The organism is Curtobacterium citreum, from assembly GCF_006715175.1.
Lineage (GTDB): Bacteria > Actinomycetota > Actinomycetes > Actinomycetales > Microbacteriaceae > Curtobacterium > Curtobacterium citreum.
Map to the genome: position 1 here is coordinate 1,787,326 of NZ_VFMQ01000001.1, position 17,857 is coordinate 1,805,182.

The following is a 17,857-nucleotide window of genomic DNA, read 5'->3' on the forward strand; positions in this document are numbered from 1 at the left end:
CCGTCCGACCCGACGCTCGGCACGACGAAGGCCCCCGACCTGGCACGGTCGGGGGCCTTCGCACCTCCGGAGGACCGGGGGAGCGTGGGTCGATCAGCGCGGACGACCCGCGCGGGCCTTCATCGGGTCCATGCCCTTGGGGATCGCCGACGCCGGGCTGTGCGTCAGGGAGTCGAGACGGTTCGCGACCGCGAGGACCTCGTTGCGGTTGAGCGCCTTCTTGTACTTGTTCATCGCACGCGGCAGCTTGTGCAGTGTCACACCGTCCGCGTCGTCGTCGACGTGGACCACGTGCACGGGGACGTTCGGGACGATGCGCTGGACCTTCCGGCGCTCCTCGTCGACCTGGCGCTTGAGGTTGCCCCGCTGCCCCTCGGTGATCAGGACGACGCCGGGGGTGCCGACGGCACGGTAGACCGCGGCCTGCGACCGGCCGTGCACCGCGACGGGCATCTCGCTCGAACGCCACTGCCGACGGAGCGAGTTCGAGAGCACCGCGCCGACCGCGCCGGGCTGCCCGGCGATCTGCGAGTACGCGGCGCGCTCGGCCAGACGGCCGAGGACGATCAGGAAGAGCAGCACACCCAGCAGGATGCCCGCGACGATCCACAGCGTCACCGCGAGCCAGTTCTGGCCGGGGAGCAGGAGGGCGAGCAGGACGCCCAGGACGACGGGGCCGACGAAGGCGAGGAGGAACCACCACACCGACTTCGGGTCTGCCCGGCGGGTCATGGTGAAGACCTGGTACATCTGCTTGAGACGACCCGGCTCCTTCGCCGTCGTACCTTGAGAACTGCTGCGTGCCATGCGACCAGGATACGGCCTGCGTCACCACCCGCAGACCGCGGACGGTCAGGCTGTGGGCGAACGGTTCCGTCCACAGGTGGGCAGCATCGGCCTGGAGGCACGCCCCGTCTCCGCCACGCTCGTCACCATGACGAAGCCCTCGACGCCCGCTGCGGGTCCGGTGACCACGGCGGAGACCGACCGCTGGTGCGGTTCCGTGGACCCGCCCGCCTTCGCCCGCTGGCTCGCGGACCGCGCCGTCGGCGCCGGACCGCACCTCGCGCCCGTCGTCGCGGTCGGACGCTGTCCCGCCGGACACCTCGCGGCCCGGGTCCTGCGCCCGGCGGCACTCCCGCTGGACCGGGCGTTCGAGGAGCTCGGCGTCCCGACGAGCGGCGTCGCGGTGACCGTCTCGGTGCCGTTGCTCGAGCTCGCCGCGACCACCCGTGCCGGCGCCCTCGAGCTCGGGGCGTTGGGTCCGGACGACGTCGGGCTGGACGACGCCGGCGCCGTGCTCGTGGTCGACCGCCCGCCGGGGGCGGCCCGGTGCTGCGGGGACGAGTCCGACACGGAGCCGTTGCACGGGCGCCGGTCGGATCCGGACGGGGCACGGCAGCTCGTGCTCGCCGCCCGGACGGTCTGGGACCGTGTCGACGCGCAGGACCCGGCTCGTGGCGTCGTCGACCCCCTGCTGGACGGGGTCGTCGACGCCGACGGTCCAACGATCCGGTCCGTCGTCGAGCAGGTCCTCGGTGCAGCGGCACCCCGCCCGGTGCGCTGGGCGCGTGGGACCCCGGCCGTGGCCGACCTCGAGTTCGCCGCCCCGCCGCCGGTACCGGCCGACGAACTGCTCGACCGCGTCCTCCGGGTGGTGCGCACGGTGCTCGAACAGGGCGTCCCGGTCGGCCGAGGCCGGCGGATCGGACTGCGCCGCGTGCTCGTCGGGGTCGCCGTCGCGAGCGGACTCGGCGCCGTCGCGGTCACGCTCGGCTGACCGCACCGTTTCCTCGGCGACGGCCAGCGCGTCGGTGGGGGCTCGGTCGAACCGGAACGGCCCCGGTCCCACGAGGGGACCGGGGCCGTCGGGCCTGGTGGTCGGGACCGCTGATCGGGCGCTCCCGACCAGGCGGCGTCAGTAGCCGAGGTTCGGGGCGAAGTTGCCCTCCTCGAGACGGTTCTTCACCGCGACGAGGTACCGCGAGGCGTCCGCACCGTCGATGATGCGGTGGTCGTACGACAGCGCCAGGTAGACGAACGAGCGGATGGCGATGGCCTCCTGGCCGTCGACCTTCACGACCGCCGGACGCTTCGTCACGATGCCCGTGCCGAGGATCGCCGACTGCGGCAGGAACACGACCGGGGTGTCGAACAGGGCGCCGCGCGAACCGGTGTTGGTCAGCGTGAACGTCCCGCCGGCCAGCTCGTCGGGCTTGAGCTGGTTGTTGCGGGTGCGCTCGGCCAGGTCCGCGATCGACTGCGAGAACTGCGCCAGGTTCAGCGACGCGGCGTCCTTGATGACCGGGGTCAGCAGGCCACGCTCGGTGTCCACCGCGATCGAGACGTTCTCGGTGTCCGGGTAGACGATCTCGTCGCCGTCCACTGTCGAGTTGATCTTCGGGTGGGCCTTGAGCGCCTCGGACGCCGCGAGGGCGAAGAACGGCATGAAGCTGAGCTTCGAGCCGGTCTTCTCGAGGAACTCGGCCTTGTGCGCGTCGCGGAACTGCGCGACCTTCGTCACGTCGACCTCGACGACGCTCGTGAGCTGCGCGGTCGAGGTCATCGACTGCACGGCACGCTCGGCGACGACCTTGCGCAGGCGCGTCATCTTCTCGCGGGTCCCGCGCAGCGGCGAGGTCTCCGCGACGAACGGACCGCTCGGGGCAGCAGCGGCGCCACCGGCCGGCGCGGTCGACGACTTCGCCTGCTCGGCGGCGGCGAGGACGTCCTCCTTGCGGATGCGTCCGCCGACCCCGGAGCCGGAGATCGTCGACAGGTCGACGCCCTGCTCGTTGGCGAGCTTGCGGACCAGCGGGGTGACGTAGCCCGAGGCCGCGCCGTCCTGCGTGGGCTGCGGCACCGATGCGGACGCAGCAGCACCGGTCGGGGCGGCGGCGGGAGCGGGCGCGGCTGCCGGAGCGGGCGCGGCTGCCGGAGCGGGCACCGCTGCCGGGACGGCGGCGGGCGGCGGGACCGGGGCGGCCTGCGGCACCGGCGCGGCGGCCGGGGGAGCGGACGGCGCCTGCGGAGCAGCTGGCTGGGTCTGACCGTTCTCGGTCGGGTCCGGACGCTGGGGCTCGGGGGCCTTGGCCTCTTCCGGCTGCTCGGTGCTCGGCGCGGTCTCCGGCTCGGTCGCCTCGGCGGCGGCCTCGTCGGAACCCTGCGAGCCCTCGGCGTCGCCGGAACCGGCGTCACCGGAGCCCGAGCCGTCGCCGATCTTCACCAGGGCGGTGCCGACCTCGACGGTCTCGTCCTCCTGGACCAGGATCTCCTCCACGACGCCGGCGACGGGCGACGGGATCTCGGTGTCGACCTTGTCGGTCGAGACCTCGAGCAGCGGCTCGTCGACCTCGACCCGGTCACCGACGTTCTTCAGCCATCGGGTGACCGTGCCCTCGGTGACGCTCTCGCCGAGCGCCGGGAGGTTGACGGATTCGCTCATCGGGTGGGCTCCTGTTCGCGGATTGCTGTGGTGGTGGTTGTCATTGTCTCGGTGCGCACGTCGACGTGTCCGTCAGAGCGCGTGCAGCGGCTTGCCCGCGAGGTGGAGGAACGCCTCGCCGAGCGCCTCGTTCTGCGTCGGGTGGGCGTGCACCAGGGGAGCGATGTCCTCCGGGTAGGCCTCCCAGTTCACCGCGAGCTGCGCTTCGCCGATGAGCTCGCCGACGCGGGCGCCGATCATGCTGACGCCGACGACCGGCCCGTCGACGACCCGGACGACCTTGACGGCGCCGGACGTCCCGATGATGTGGCTGCGGCCGTTGCCGGCGAGGTTGTACTCGTACGTGTCGACCTTGTCGGCGCCGTACTGTTCCTCGGCCTTGGACTGGGAGAGCCCGACCGACGCGACCTCGGGGTCGGAGTAGGTGACCTTCGGGATGTTCGTGTCCGAGATGACGACCGGGTTCAGGCCCGCGATCTCCTCGGCGACGAAGATGCCCTGCTGGAAGCCGCGGTGCGCGAGCTGCAGGCCGGGGACGATGTCGCCGACGGCGTAGACGTTCGGCAGGTTGGTCGCGAGGCGCTCGTTCGTGGTGACGAACCCGCGGTCCATCGCGACTTCGACCTCGTCAAAGCCCATGTTCTGGGTGAGCGGGCCACGGCCGACGGCGACGAGCAGGACGTCGCCCTCGAAGGTCTTGCCGTCCTCGAGCGTCACGACGACGCCGTTCTCGTGCTGCTCGACGCCCTGGAAGCGGATCCCGAGCGAGAACTCGATGCCGCGCTTGCGGAACGCGCGCTCGAGCTGCTTCGACATCGATTCGTCCTCGGCCGGGATCAGGTGGGGCAGGCCCTCGACGATCGTGACCTCGGCACCGAAGGACTTCCACACGCTGGCGAACTCGACGCCGATGACGCCGCCGCCGAGGATGACGACCTTGTTCGGGACGTAGTCCATCTTGAGCGCGGTCTCGGACGTGATGACGCGGCCGCCGATCTCGAGCCCGGGCAGGGACTTCGAGTACGAACCCGTGGCGAGCACGACGTTCTTGCCGGTGACGGTCTGGTCGCCGACCTGCACGGTGTTCTGCGAGGTCAGGCGGCCCCAGCCCTCGACGACCGTGATGCCGCGGGCCTTGACGAGCCCCTGCAGGCCCTTGTACTTGGAGCTGATGACGCCCTGCTGGTACTCGATGACCTTGGGCACCTCGACGCCGGCGAACTCGGCGACGACGCCGTACTTGTCCGCTTCGCGCGTGGCGTCCGCGACCTCGGCGGCGTGCAGCAGCGCCTTGGTGGGGATGCAGCCGCGGTGCAGGCAGGTGCCCCCGAGCTTGTCTCCCTCGATGAGCGCGACGCTCATGCCGAGCTCAGCGGCCCGGAGCGCAGCGGCGTACCCACCACTGCCGCCACCGAGGACCACGACGTCGTAAGTCTGTTCCGTCACCTGGTGCAACTCCCTCGTGCGTGTCGAGGTCCTGGTCGGACCCCACTGGACACCGCGGCGGCGGCGTCCGACGGTCGGACCGCATGGTTCCGGTCCCGTCCCGCTGGTTCCGGCGGGGGCGCGTCGGTGCGCTGCCCCGCCGGGACCAACCTACTACTTGGACTGCAGCTCTTCTGCGAGCCCGATGAGCGTGCGGACCATGACACCGGTCGCGCCCTTGCCGAGCCAGCCGTAGCCGCCGCCCTTGTGCTCGGACGGCCCCGCGATGTCGAGGTGCGCCCACGGCACGCCCTCGCCCACGAAGCGCTCGAGGAACTTGCCCGCCAGGAGCATGCCGCCCGACGGGTTGCCCACCGTGGCGTTGACCATGTCGGCCACGTCGCTCGCGAGCCGGGCGTCGAGCTCCTCGGGAAGGGGCATCGGCCAGATCGGCTCGGCGACGGCGTCCGCGACCGCGCGGACCCGTGCGACCAGGTCGTCGCTGCCCATCAGACCGGTGGTCCGGTCGCCGAGCGCGACGACCTGCGCGCCGGTCAGGGTCGCGACGTCGACCATCGCGTCGGGCTGCTCGAGCGACGCCGCGGCCATGCCGTCGCCGAGGACGAGCCGGCCCTCGGCATCGGTGTTCGTCACCTCGACCGTCTTGCCGTTCTTCAGCGTGAGCACGTCGCCGGGGCGGGTCGCCGAGCCCGACGGCATGTTCTCGGCGAGGCACAGCCAGGCCGTGACCCGCGTGTCGAGTCCGAGTCGCGCGGCGGCGACGGTCGCGGCGAGGACGGTCGCGGCGCCGGCCATGTCGGTCTTCATGCCGAGCATCGACGCGGCGGGCTTGAGCGACAGGCCGCCCGTGTCGAACGTGATGCCCTTGCCGACGAGCGCGAGGTGCTTCGTCGCAGCGGCGGGCTCGTAGCGCACGACGACGAGCCGCGGCGGACGCTCCGAGCCGCGGCCGACGCCCAGGATGCCGCCGAAGCCCTGCTCCTCGAGCGCGTGCTCGTCGAGGACCTCGACGGTCAGCGGGAGCCCCTCGGCCTGGGCGACGGCGACGTCGGCCAGGTCGGCCGGACCGAGGTCGCCCGCGGCGGTGTTCACGAGGTCGCGCACGAGCGCGGCGGCGTCGGCGACGATCGCGGGGCGGACGGTGGCGTCGGCGGGCAGCTCGGCGGGGGAGACGACCTCGATGCGCTGGTCGCCGCGGGTCGGGCTGGTCGTGCCGGCGCCCTTGTGCCGGGTGAACGCGTAGGCGCCGAGCGCCGCACCCTCGAGCGCCGCGGCGACGAGCTCTGGGGAGTCGGTCGGCAGCGCGAGGGCGATCGCGTCGACGTTCGGGAGCTGTCGGACGGCGCTGCCGGCGGCGGTGCGGACCGCGGCGGCGTCGACGGTCGAGCCGAGGCCGACGAGGGCGACGCCGGCGGCCGCGACGCCGGTGCCGGGCAGACGGACGAGCTGGTCCTTGGCGCCGGTCGCGCCGACGGTGGTCAGGTCGAGGTCGGCGAGGGCGTCGACCGTCCCCGCAGCGCTCGGCGCGAGGGTGGGGGAGCCGCCGTCCTTGCCGGGCAGGACCCCGAGGACGAGGACGTCGGCGGAGACGTCGGACGGGGCGGTGGAGGTGGTGGAGAGCGTCGGTCGGACCATGACGCCAGCCTATCCAGCGCCTGTTCGCCGACAGCGTGGCCGTGGACGACGGGGCCGTCGGGGGTCCCGCCTAGCATGGGGACGGTGAACCACCCCGAGGACCTGTACACCGTCGCCGCGGCCGCTCCGACCGTCCCGGCGGGACTGCACCTCGTCGCCGGACTGACCGGGTTCGTCGACGCCGGCGGCGCCGTCGCGCAGGTCGCGTCCTCGATCCTCGACGGTCTCGAGCACGAGCTCGTCGCGGAGTTCGACCCGGACGCGCTCCTCGACTGGCGCGCCCGACGACCGGTGATCACCTTCGAGCAGGACCACATCACGGCGATCGACCCGCCGCGGCTCGTGCTGCACCTGGTCCGCGACGAGCTCGGGCAGCCGTTCCTCTTCCTCACGGGCTACGAGCCCGACTTTCAGTGGAACCGCTTCGTCCGAGCGGTGACCGAACTGGCCGACCGCCTGCAGGTCGCCGACACCACGTGGCTGCAGTCCATCCCGATGCCCGTCCCGCACACGCGCCCGATCAGCCTCACGGTGTCGGGCACCCGCAAGGACCTCGTCGAGCAGATGAGCGTCTGGAAGCCCGAGACCCAGGCGCCGGCGAACGTGCTGCACCTGGTCGAGCACCGCCTCGCCGAGTCCGGCGCGCAGGTCACCGGACTCGTCCTGCTCGTGCCGCACTACCTGGGCGACACCGAGTTCCCGGACGCCGCGGTCGCCGGCCTGTCGGCCGTCTCGGCCGCGACCGGGCTCATCTTCGCCACCGACGCGCTCCGCGAGTCCGGGCGCGAGTTCCTCGCCCGCGTCGACGAGCAGGTCGCGGGCAACGCCGAGCTGCAGCGGCTCGTCGCCGTGCTCGAGGAGCGGCACGACACCTACATGGAGGGCAACCCCGTCGCGTCGCCGCTGACGAACGTCGACGGCGAGGTCCCGACCGCGGACGCGATCGCGGCCGAGCTCGAGCGCTTCCTGGCGGACCGCCGCTCCGAGGGCGACGCCGCATCTGACTGACACCATCGACCGACGTAGCGTCCGCGCCACACCGCGACGCTCCGCCGCACGCACCGCCGGCGCGGCGGCGCGCGACCAGGTCGTGACGGGACGGACAGGAGGCTCCTCCACAGCCCGCCCCGCGCCTCCCGTCCTCCACGACGCGTGTCGGGCAGTCCCGCGCCGTCGCTAGCCTGGAGCGGTGAACTCCCGTCGTGCCTTCCTCGTGTGGGGCGTCGCGGTGCTCGCCTACGTCCTCGCCGTCGTGCAGCGCTCGTCGCTCGGCGTGTCGGGCGTCGACGCGCAGGACCGCTTCGCCGTCTCCGCCGCGGTCCTGTCGACGCTCGCGGTCGTGCAGATCGCGGTCTACGCCGGCCTGCAGATCCCGGTGGGCATCGCGCTGGACCGCGTCGGCCCCCGCAAGCTCGTGCTGCTCGGCGCCGCGCTCCTCGTCGTGGGGCAGGCCGTCGTCGCGTTCTCGCCGACGATCGGTCCGGCGATCGCGGGCCGGGTGCTCGTCGGGGCGGGGGACGCCATGACCTTCATCTCCGTGATCCGCCTCGTGCCGATGTGGTTCAGCGGGCGGATCCTGCCGCAGATCTCGCAGTGGACCGGCAACCTCGGGCAGGTCGGCCAGATCCTGTCCGCGTTCCCGTTCGCCGTCCTCCTCCACACCGCCGGCTGGACCCCGGCGTTCGGCGTGGCCGCAGCGGCGAGCCTGGTCGGACTGCTCCTGGCGGTGGTCTTCGTCCGGAACGGCCCGGTCCCGGTGCGCACCGACACCATCCCGTTGCCGCTCCCGCACTCGTGGCGCGGCGCGTTCCACACCTTCGGCCACGCCCTCCGTCGCCCGGGCACCCAGCTCGGCTTCTGGTCGCACTACGTGACGCAGTCGTCCGGCACGGTGTTCTCGCTGCTCTGGGGCGTCCCGATGCTCCGCGGGCTCGGCTACACCCCGTCCGAGGCCGCGACGTTCCTGACGGTGATCGTCGTCGTGGGCTTCGTCGCCGGACCGGTCCTCGGGGTGCTGTGCGCCCGGTTCCCGCTCCGCCGGTCGAACCTCGTGCTCGGCATCGTCGCCGCGCTCGCCCTGGTCTGGACGGCCGTGCTCCTGTGGCCCGGGCACCCGCCGACCTGGCTGCTCGTCCTGCTCGTCGTCGCGATGGGGGTCGGCGGTCCCGGCTCGCTCATCGGCTTCGACTTCGCGCGCAGCTTCAACCCCGTCGGCTCCCTCGGCTCCGCGAACGGGGTCGTCAACGTCGGCGGCTTCCTCGCGGCCTTCGTGATGATGTTCCTCATCGGCACGCTCCTCGACGTCGTGTCGGGTGCGACCGGGCGGACGGTGTTCGCGTGGGAGAACTTCCGGATCGCGCTCACCGTGCAGTACGTCGTGGTGGGGATCGGCGTCGGCATGCTCCTGCACGCCCGTCGCCGCACCCGCCGGGAGATGCACGCTCAGGACGGAATACGGGTCGGGCCCCTCTGGGTTGCACTGGTTGCACGCCTGCGGAAGAAGGCCGTGCAATAATGAAGGTCGGACCCATCAGGTCCCCTCGCCTCCGCGCAGCTCCCGCGCTGCGCAGAAGTCGGGGGACTTGACATGGGTCCTCGTGCTGCCCGGAACGGTAGGACCTGACGACGCGCACGACCGCGGCGCAGGCCCTGGGCGGCGAGGGAGGCCACGACCCCACGAACGTGGCACGACGAGAGAGGTGATCGCATGGCTGCCCGGAGCACGACGATCGATCCCACGAAGGACACCGAGCCCGAGGGCGTCACGGCGGACGACGCCGCGGGCGCCGAGGCCGAGGGGACGGCCGCGCCGAAGAAGCGCGCCACCACGGCGAAGAAGGCCCCCGCGAAGAAGGCCGCACCGAAGAAGACCGCCGGCCGCGCGAAGAAGAAGGCCGACGACGACGAGGACGTCGAGGACGAGGGCGTCGAGCCGACGGACGAGGTCGCCGACGACACCGAGACGGACGAGCCGGAGGGCGACGCGGAGGACAAGACCGCGAAGCCGGACGCCGCCGCTGCCGTGGCCGCCGGTGCGCTCGTCATCTCGCAGTCCGACGACGACGAGGCCCCGGTCTACTCGACCACCATCACGGGTGCCACCGCCGACCCGGTGAAGGACTACCTCAAGCAGATCGGCAAGGTCGCCCTGCTCAACGCCGAGCAGGAGGTCGAGCTCGCGATGCGCATCGAGGCCGGCTTGTTCGCCGAGGACAAGCTGCAGCACACCACCGGTCTGTCCAAGCCAGAGGAGCGCGAGCTCCGCTGGGTGGCCCGAGACGGCCAGCGCGCGAAGAGCCACCTGCTCGGCGCGAACCTCCGCCTGGTCGTCTCGCTCGCGAAGCGTTACACCGGCCGCGGCATGCAGTTCCTGGACCTCATCCAGGAGGGCAACCTGGGCCTGATCCGTGCGGTCGAGAAGTTCGACTACACCAAGGGCTTCAAGTTCTCGACGTACGCCACCTGGTGGATCCGTCAGGCGATCACCCGCGCGATGGCCGACCAGGCCCGCACCATCCGTATCCCGGTGCACATGGTCGAGGTCATCAACAAGCTGGCCCGTGTGCAGCGCCAGATGCTGCAGGACCTCGGGCGCGAGCCCACCCCGGAAGAGCTCGCCCGCGAGCTCGACATGACCCCGGAGAAGGTCGTCGAGGTCCAGAAGTACGGCCGCGAGCCGATCTCGCTGCACACGCCCCTGGGTGAGGACGGCGACTCTGAGTTTGGTGACCTCATCGAGGACACCGAGGCGGTCGTCCCGGCGGACGCAGTCGGGTTCACGATGCTGCAGAAGCAGCTCGAGAGCCTGCTCGACTCCCTCTCCGAGCGCGAGGCGGGCGTCATCCGCATGCGCTTCGGCCTGGGTGATGGTCAGCCGAAGACCCTCGACCAGATCGGTGACACGTTCGGCGTGACGCGTGAGCGCATCCGTCAGATCGAGTCGAAGACGATGGCGAAGCTCCGTCACCCGTCCCGGTCGCAGTCGCTCCGCGACTACCTCGAGTAGGCCGATGCGCTTCCTCATCCCGATCCTGGTCGGGCGGATCCTCCGCGCCCTCGCCCGTGCGCGGGGCGGCGGGTCCGCCTACCCGGGCTACATCGTCCTGAAGCTCGTGCCGGACTTCCTGCAGCACGTCACGAAGCAGTTCCCGAACGGCGTCGTCTTCGTGCTCGGCTCGAACGGCAAGTCCACGACGACGCACATGATCTCGGACATCGTCCGGGCGCACGGGCTCCGCGTGTTCACGAACCCCTCCGGCGCGAACCTGCCGCAGGGCATCGCCTCCGCGCTCCTGTCCGAGGTGTCGCTGACCGGCCGGCTGAAGGCCGACATCGGCATCCTCGAGGTCGACGAGGCGTTCGCGGTCGAGCTCGCCGGCATCCTGTCGCCGTCCACGGTGACGATGCTCAACGTCCAGGTCGACCAGCTCTACCGGTTCTTCGAGACCGAGCGCGTCGCGACGATGATGCTCGACACGGCGGCGCTGTCCTCCGCGAACGTCATCACCAACCGTGACGACCAGTTCCTCGACGCCTACGCGGCGCGGACCGGGCAGCGGGTGCTGCGCTTCGGTGCGAGCACCGAGGTGGTCGCCGCCGCGCCGAACGGCCTGCAGAACGCCGACGACTTCGACCGGACCGACGGCGAGCCGAACCCGGCGGAGTCCGAGGTCGTCGCGAACACCGGCGACGGTGCGACGATCCGCTTCGAGGGCACCGACATCCCGGTGCGGCTGCCCGCGCGTGGCCTGCACTACGCGGTCGACGCGGCCGCAGCGACCGCGACGGCGAGTGCTGCGCTCGGAGCGCAGTTCCGTCCGGACGCCGTGACGAAGGCCTTCGGCACGATGAAGCCCGCGTACGGCCGTGGCGAACGCCTGCCGATCGCCGGGGAGTCCGCCGAGTTCACGATGTTCAAGAACGCCGCGAGCCTGCAGCTCAACCTCGACGCCCTGCCCGCGCACCCGGAACAGGTGCTCATGGCGATCGACGAGGGCACGCCGGACATCTCCTGGATCTACGACATCGACTTCTCGAACCTCGACCACGTCGACGTCGTGTCCGGCGACAAGGCGTGGCAGATCGCGATCGCGCTCGAGCACGCCGGAGTCCGCATCGGCCGGGTCGAGCCCGACGTCGAGGCCGCGATCAAGCTCATGCAGAGCCTCGGTGCGACGACGAGTGGCACGAAGAACTTCATCGTCAACTACGAGATCATGATGGTCGCCCGCAAGGCCCTGGGCCACGGCGACATGGAGAAGACGGCATGACCGCCGACCGGTTGACCATCCTGCACGTGTACCCGCGCCAGATGGGCGTCTCGGGTGACCGCGGCAACGTCGCGGCGCTCGTGCGTCGAGCCGCGGCCGCCGGCCTGGACACCGAGGTCGTCGAGTACGCCCCGGGCGGTGCCCTGCCCACGGCGGCGGACGTCGTCGTGGTCGGCAACGGCCCGCTGAGCGCCATGCGGTCGCTCGGCGCGGACGTCGCACGCATCGGCGCCCCGCTCCGTGACCTCGCCGGGTCCGGCGTCCCGGTCGTCGCCGTCGGCGGTGGCTTCGACCTCGCGACGAACGAGGTGGTCCCGACCGAGGGCGCTCCGGTGGCCGGCTTCGGCGTCTTCGACGCCCGCGCGGTCCGCGGCGCGGAGCGGCGCGTCAACTACTTCGTGCTCGAGACGCGCTACCCGCTGCTCGACGGGGCCGCGACCCGCGTCGCGGGGTTCGAGGACCACGCGACCCGCATCGAGCTCGCCGCGGCGGTGACGCCCTTCGCGGACGTCGTCTCGGGCGGCGGCAACCAGGCCGGATCGCCGGTCGAGGGCGCGATCGTCGGGACGTCGTTCGGCACGCACACCCAGGGGCCGATCCTGCCCCTCAACCCGCAGCTGACCGACGCCGTGCTCGCTGCCGCGACTGCCCGTGTCGGACGGGAGTACACGCCGGACGCGGCGCAGACCGAGACGGTCGACCGGTACGCGCGCGAAGCGCGCGCGACCATCGACCGGTACGTCGACAAGGCGTTCAAGCGCATCGCCTGATCGGCGACCAGACGACGGACGGGAGGCGCGGTGCCAGCTGGCACCGCGCCTCCCGTCTGCTGTGTGGTCGGCTGCTACTTCGATTCGTAGAGTCGGCTGCTCTCGTCGTGCCACTCGATCGCGGTGGCCGCGAGCTTGTCCTTGAACTCCGCGCCGTGGTGCGCGCAGAAGTACAGCTCGCCGCTCGCCATGGTGGCGCGGATGTAGGCCTGCGCTCCGCAGCTGTCGCAACGGTCCACCGCGGTGAGCTGGTGGCTGGTGGTCTCGTCGATGGAGAGGTCGTGCACGGTCTGGGTCATTGCTGTGCTCCTCACGGATCGCAGGTGGTGCCGGTTGGTCCACCTATTTGAACACGCGGTGGCTGGGAGTCGTGCACCACGCGCACGCGGTTTCGCTCACCGCGGACCGGATGTCCCCAGTCCGAGGCGCGCCGCCCGCCCGAGCCGAGGGTGTCGGCGCCCGTCGGTACGATCGGGAGGTGAGCTCCGACTACTCCGCGCGCCATCTCTCCGTCCTCGAGGGGCTCGAGGCGGTCCGGAAGCGACCGGGCATGTACATCGGCTCGACGGACTCCCGCGGCCTCATGCACTGCCTGTGGGAGATCATCGACAACTCGGTCGACGAAGCCCTCGCCGGGCACGGCGACGAGATCGGCGTCGTGCTGCACGCCGACGGATCGGTCGAGGTCCGGGACACCGCGCGCGGCATCCCCGTGGACGTCGAACCGAAGACCGGTCTGACCGGGGTCGAGGTCGTGTTCACGAAGCTGCACGCCGGCGGCAAGTTCGGATCGGGGTCGTACGCGGCTTCCGGTGGTCTGCACGGTGTCGGTGCCTCGGTCGTCAACGCCCTGTCCGAGCGACTCGACGTCGAGGTCGACCGCGGTGGCAAGACGTACGCCATGTCCTTCCACCGTGGCGAGCCGGGCACCTTCGCGGGCGACGGCCCGGACGCGCCGTTCGCACCGTTCACCTCGGGCAGCGAGCTCCGCGTGGTCGGCAAGGTCAAGCGTGGGGTCACCGGCTCGCGCATCCGGTACTGGGCGGATCGGCAGATCTTCACGCCCGACGCGAAGTTCAGCACGTCCGACCTGGTGAGTCGGGCGCGCCAGACCGCGTTCCTCGTCCCCGGGCTCGGCATCACCATCACCGACGAGCGCGCCGCGTCGATCGAGGCCGCTGCCGCGCGGGCCGAGGCGACGGGCACGACCGTCGCCGCCGGTCCGGTGGTCGAGCGCTTCCGGTACGAGGGCGGCATCAGCGAGTTCGTCGAACACCTCGCGGTCGACACGGCCGTGACGGACGTCTGGCGGATCCAGGGCACCGGGACCTTCACCGAGACCGTCCCGATGCTCGACGACAAGGGGCACATGGTGTCCACCTCGGTCGAGCGCGCGTGCGAGGTCGACATCGCGCTCCGGTGGGGCAGCGGTTACGAGACGGTCGAGCGCAGCTTCGTGAACATCATCGCGACGCCGAAGGGCGGGACGCACCTGACCGGCTTCGAGTCCGGGCTCGTGAAGGCCGTGCGCACCCAGGTCGAGGCCAATGCGCGCAAGCTCAAGGTCGGTCAGGACAAGCTCGAGAAGGACGACGTGCTGGCGGGCCTGACGGCCGTGCTGACCGTCCGCCTGCCGGAGCCGCAGTTCGAGGGCCAGACGAAGGAGGTCCTCGGCACCCCGGCGGTGCGGAAGATCGTCGACCAGGTCGTCGCGAAGCGCCTGACCGAGATCCTCACCTCGACGCAGCGGACCGAGAAGGCGCAGGCGGCGACCCTGCTCGAGAAGGTCGTCGCCGAGATGAAGACCCGCATCTCCGCCCGCGCGCACAAGGAGACCCAGCGCCGGAAGAACGCGCTCGAGAACTCCTCGTTGCCGACGAAGCTCGCCGACTGCCGCAAGCAGGACGCTGAGGGCACCGAGCTGTTCATCGTGGAGGGCGACTCCGCGCTCGGCACCGCCAAGCTCGCCCGGAACAGCGAGTACCAGGCGCTCTTGCCGATCCGGGGCAAGATCCTCAACGTGCAGAAGGCGTCCGTGTCGGACATGCTGTCGAACGCCGAGTGCGCCTCGATCATCCAGGTCATCGGCGCCGGGTCCGGCCGCTCGTTCGAGATCGACCAGGCCCGCTACGGCAAGGTCATCATCATGTCGGACGCCGACGTCGACGGCGCGCACATCCGCACGCTGCTGCTGACGCTGTTCTTCCGCTACATGCGGCCGATGATCGAGCAGGGCCGGGTGTTCGCCGCCGTGCCGCCGCTGCACCGGGTCGTCGTGGTGAACCGCGGCAAGCCGAACGACACGCTCTACACGTACTCCGAGGCCGAGCTGCAGGCCGTGCTGAAGAAGCTCGCGAAGCAGGGCAAGAAGTACCAGGAGCCGATCCAGCGGTACAAGGGCCTGGGGGAGATGGACGCGGACCAGCTCGCCGAGACGACGATGGACCGCACGCACCGGACGCTCCGGCGCGTGAACGTCACCGATGCCGAGGGCGCCGCGAAGGTCTTCGAGCTGCTGATGGGCAACGACGTGGCCCCGCGCAAGGAGTTCATCCTCGCGGGCGAGGGCCTGGACCGCGACCGTATCGACGCGTAGCGCGCGCCGGCGCGGAGCGCGCGGAGCGCGCGCGGGGGCGCTGGCGCGCCTCTGCGACTTCACGCGCTGAGCGACATCTCACGCGGCGCGAAGGCCGTGAGGTGTCGCTCAGCGCGTGAACTCAGCGCGGCAGCGCGGCGGCGCGGCAGCGCGGCAGCGCGGCGCAGCCCGGCGGCGCAGCGCGCGCCGCGCCCGCCTACGCCTCGCCCGCGGTCCCGTCGAGCGCCGCGGCGCTCCCGCCGATCGTCGCGATGACGGCCTCGAGCGGCGCGCCCGACCCGTCCCGCTTCGACAGCCAGTCCGGCAGTGTCCGCGCGGCGCCGTCCGACCCCACGGCGTGCGGCGGCGCGATGCCCGCCCACGCCACGGTCAGTCCGTCCTCGCCCTTCAGGAACGCGTGCGCGCGGACACCCTGGGTGGCGCGGCCCTTCGCCGGGAACTCCGAGAACGCGGACACCTTCGCGCGACCGGCGTCGGTGCCGGGCAGCGCGCCCGACGCGGTGGACACGGTCGCGACCACGGCGTCGTCGGAGCGAGGGACGGAGCCGAACCAGATCACCGTCGCACCGTCGGCGAGGGACACCCCGGCGACACCACCGGCCGGCAGTCCCTGGGGGCGGACCCCGGCGGCCGGGAAGCGCAGCAGCTGCGCGTTCGACGTGATGAACACGAGGTCGTCCGACTCGGGCGCCTGCGCGGCACCGACCACGGCGTCCTTCGGCTTGAGCCCGATCGCGACGAACTCGTCCTTGTCCGGCCACGCTCCGGTGGCGACGCGCTTGACGATGCCCTGCGCGGTGCCGATCGCGAGCGAGTCGGACGCACCCGGGGACAGGTCGACGAGTGCGACGACGGTCTCGGTGCGGGCGATGCCGAGGTACTCGGCGACGCGGACCCCGGCGTCGAGCCGCACCGAGGCGGGCGGCACGGCGGGCACGTCGACGGGCGAGAACCGCAGCACGCGGCCGGTCGAGGTGAGCGCCCCGACCTGGCCGCGGACCGTCGACACCACGGTGGAGCGGACGGCGTCGTGCTTCGAGCGCTTCGGCACCCGCACGATCCCGAGGTCGGTCTCCGGGATGTCCACCCGGACGAGTCGACCGGTCGTCGAGAGCAGCACCCGGCACGGCGCGTCCGCGATCTGCAGCGACTCCGGGTCCACCGCGGCCTTGCGTCCGCCGCGGACGGGAGCGTCGGCCTCGGTGAGGAGCGTTCGGCGGGGGGTGGCGAACCGGTCGGACACCTCGGTGAGCTCGAGTGCGACCTGGGCGCGGAGCCGGTCGTCGGACGCGAGGAGTTCCTCGAGCGCGGCGATGTCGGCGAGCAGCTGGTCGCGCTCGCCCTCGAGCTCGAGGCGCGAGAACTTGGTCAGACGACGGAGCCGGAGCTCGAGGATGTACTCGGCCTGCACCTCGGACAGGTCGAAGACGTCCTGCAGCCGGGTCCGTGCGGCCTCGGAGTCGTCGGAGGAGCGGATGACCTCGATGACCTCGTCGATGTCGAGGATCGCGATGAGCAGGCCCTCGACGAGGTGCAGTCGCTCGCGCCGGCGGGCCAGTCGGTACTCCGAGCGCCGCGTGACCACGGCGATGCGGTGCCGCACGTAGACGTCGAGCAGCTCGCGGAGGCCCAGGGTGCGCGGCGACCCGTCGACGAGCGCGACGTTGTTGATGCCGAAGCCGTCCTCGAGCGGGGTGTGCTTGTAGAGCTGCTCGAGCACGGCCGTCGGGTTGAAGCCGGACTTGATGCCGATGACGAGCCGCAGCCCGTGGTTCCGGTCGGTCAGGTCGTTGACGTCGGAGATGCCGACGAGCTTCTTCGCCTGGACGCCGTCCTTGATCTTCTCGATCACGCGCTCGGGGCCGACCAGGTACGGCAGCTCCGTGACGACGAGCCCGGCCTTCCGCGGCGTGAGGTTCTCGACGCTGACCTTCGCCCGGGTGCGGAACGACCCGCGGCCGGTCGCGTATGCGTCCCGCACGCCGGAGAGCCCGACGATCGTGCCGCCGGAGGGCAGGTCCGGACCGGGCACGAACTCCATCAGCTCGTCGAGCGTCGCGTCCGGGTGGAGCAGCAGGTGCTTGGCCGCCTCGACGACCTCGCCGAGGTTGTGCGGCGCCATGTTCGTCGCCATGCCGACCGCGATGCCCGCGGCACCGTTGACGAGCAGGTTCGGGAAGGCCGCGGGGAGCACGGCCGGCTGCATGATCTGGTTGTCGTAGTTCGGGACGAAGTCGACGACGTCCTCGTTCAGGCCCTCGGTCATCGCCATCGAGGGCTCGGCGAGCCGAGCCTCGGTGTACCGCGCCGCGGCCGGGCCGTCGTCGAGCGAGCCGAAGTTGCCGTGGCCGTCGACGAGCGGCACGCGCATCGTGAACGGCTGCGCCAGACGGACGAGCGCGTCGTAGATCGCGCCGTCGCCGTGCGGGTGGAGCTTCCCCATGACCTCGCCCGTCACACGGGCGCTCTTGACGTGGCCGCGGTCCGGACGCAGGCCCATCTCGGCCATCTGGTACAGGATGCGGCGCTGGACCGGCTTCAGTCCGTCGCGCGCGTCCGGCAGGGCCCGCGAGTAGATGACGGAGTACGCGTACTCGAGGAACGAACCCTGCATCTCCTCGGAGACGTCGACGTCCTCGATGCGCTCACCGTCGGGCAGGCCGACTGCTTCCGTGCGTGCCATGGGACCTTTCTG

The 17,857-nt window shown here is 71.7% G+C and carries 13 protein-coding genes; 7 read left to right on the forward strand and 6 right to left on the reverse strand.

Annotated features, from left to right (window positions below; all coding sequences use genetic code 11):
• Window positions 1-93: 93 nt before the first annotated feature.
• Window positions 94-807 carry a DUF4191 family protein gene (locus FB462_RS08460; protein WP_141861336.1) on the reverse strand — a complete coding sequence of 238 codons (714 nt, stop codon included), beginning with the start codon at window positions 805-807 and terminating at the stop codon, window positions 94-96.
• A 52-nt stretch (window positions 808-859) separates the two neighbouring features.
• Here FB462_RS08460 and FB462_RS08465 point away from each other — a divergent pair, with 52 nt between their 5' ends.
• Entirely contained in the window at window positions 860-1,780 is a 921-nt protein-coding gene (locus tag FB462_RS08465) for a hypothetical protein (protein WP_141861338.1), read from the forward strand.
• Window positions 1,781-1,918: 138 nt separating this feature from the next.
• Here the strand turns inward: FB462_RS08465 and sucB are convergent, their stop codons facing one another.
• The 3 genes from sucB to FB462_RS08480 all read right to left on the reverse strand — a co-directional run bounded on the left by sucB (window position 1,919) and on the right by FB462_RS08480 (window position 6,526).
• A complete protein-coding gene (gene sucB / locus FB462_RS08470) occupies window positions 1,919-3,445 on the reverse strand; it encodes a 2-oxoglutarate dehydrogenase, E2 component, dihydrolipoamide succinyltransferase (RefSeq protein WP_141861340.1) in 1,527 nt (508 codons plus the stop codon).
• 72 nt (window positions 3,446-3,517) lie between these two features.
• Window positions 3,518-4,891 (reverse strand): dihydrolipoyl dehydrogenase, encoded by a 1,374-nt coding sequence (gene lpdA, locus FB462_RS08475; protein ID WP_141861342.1) that lies wholly within the window; start codon window positions 4,889-4,891, stop codon window positions 3,518-3,520.
• Window positions 4,892-5,044: 153 nt separating this feature from the next.
• Window positions 5,045-6,526, reverse strand: coding sequence for a leucyl aminopeptidase (locus tag FB462_RS08480; protein ID WP_141861344.1), 1,482 nt, complete (start codon window positions 6,524-6,526; stop codon window positions 5,045-5,047).
• A gap of 75 nt (window positions 6,527-6,601) precedes the next feature.
• On the opposite strand from FB462_RS08480, the gene FB462_RS08485 reads away from it, so the two are divergent.
• The 5 genes from FB462_RS08485 (at window position 6,602) to FB462_RS08505 (ending at window position 12,566) form a co-directional block, all read left to right on the forward strand.
• The gene (locus FB462_RS08485; protein ID WP_058742513.1) at window positions 6,602-7,534 is read left to right on the forward strand and encodes a proteasome assembly chaperone family protein; all 933 of its coding nucleotides are present in this window, start codon (window positions 6,602-6,604) and stop codon (window positions 7,532-7,534) included.
• 181 nt (window positions 7,535-7,715) lie between these two features.
• The gene (locus tag FB462_RS08490; RefSeq protein ID WP_141861346.1) at window positions 7,716-9,041 is read left to right on the forward strand and encodes an MFS transporter; all 1,326 of its coding nucleotides are present in this window, start codon (window positions 7,716-7,718) and stop codon (window positions 9,039-9,041) included.
• Window positions 9,042-9,233: 192 nt separating this feature from the next.
• A complete protein-coding gene (locus tag FB462_RS08495) occupies window positions 9,234-10,532 on the forward strand; it encodes an RNA polymerase sigma factor (protein ID WP_141861348.1) in 1,299 nt (432 codons plus the stop codon).
• Between the two features lie 4 nt (window positions 10,533-10,536).
• Window positions 10,537-11,796: a MurT ligase domain-containing protein gene (locus FB462_RS08500; RefSeq protein ID WP_141861350.1), complete on the forward strand. Its 1,260-nt coding sequence runs from the start codon at window positions 10,537-10,539 to the stop codon at window positions 11,794-11,796.
• The gene (locus FB462_RS08505) at window positions 11,793-12,566 is read left to right on the forward strand and encodes a hypothetical protein (RefSeq protein ID WP_141861352.1); all 774 of its coding nucleotides are present in this window, start codon (window positions 11,793-11,795) and stop codon (window positions 12,564-12,566) included. Before FB462_RS08500 ends, FB462_RS08505 begins: the two co-directional genes overlap by 4 nt.
• A gap of 74 nt (window positions 12,567-12,640) precedes the next feature.
• Here FB462_RS08505 and FB462_RS08510 read toward each other — a convergent pair whose 3' ends face one another.
• A complete protein-coding gene (locus tag FB462_RS08510; RefSeq protein ID WP_058742508.1) occupies window positions 12,641-12,865 on the reverse strand; it encodes a DUF7455 domain-containing protein in 225 nt (74 codons plus the stop codon).
• A 179-nt stretch (window positions 12,866-13,044) separates the two neighbouring features.
• Here FB462_RS08510 and FB462_RS08515 point away from each other — a divergent pair, with 179 nt between their 5' ends.
• Window positions 13,045-15,162, forward strand: coding sequence for a DNA gyrase/topoisomerase IV subunit B (locus FB462_RS08515; RefSeq protein ID WP_141861354.1), 2,118 nt, complete (start codon window positions 13,045-13,047; stop codon window positions 15,160-15,162).
• Window positions 15,163-15,358: 196 nt separating this feature from the next.
• Here the strand turns inward: FB462_RS08515 and FB462_RS08520 are convergent, their stop codons facing one another.
• Entirely contained in the window at window positions 15,359-17,845 is a 2,487-nt protein-coding gene (locus FB462_RS08520) for a DNA gyrase/topoisomerase IV subunit A (protein WP_141861356.1), read from the reverse strand.
• Window positions 17,846-17,857 lie beyond the last annotated feature (12 nt).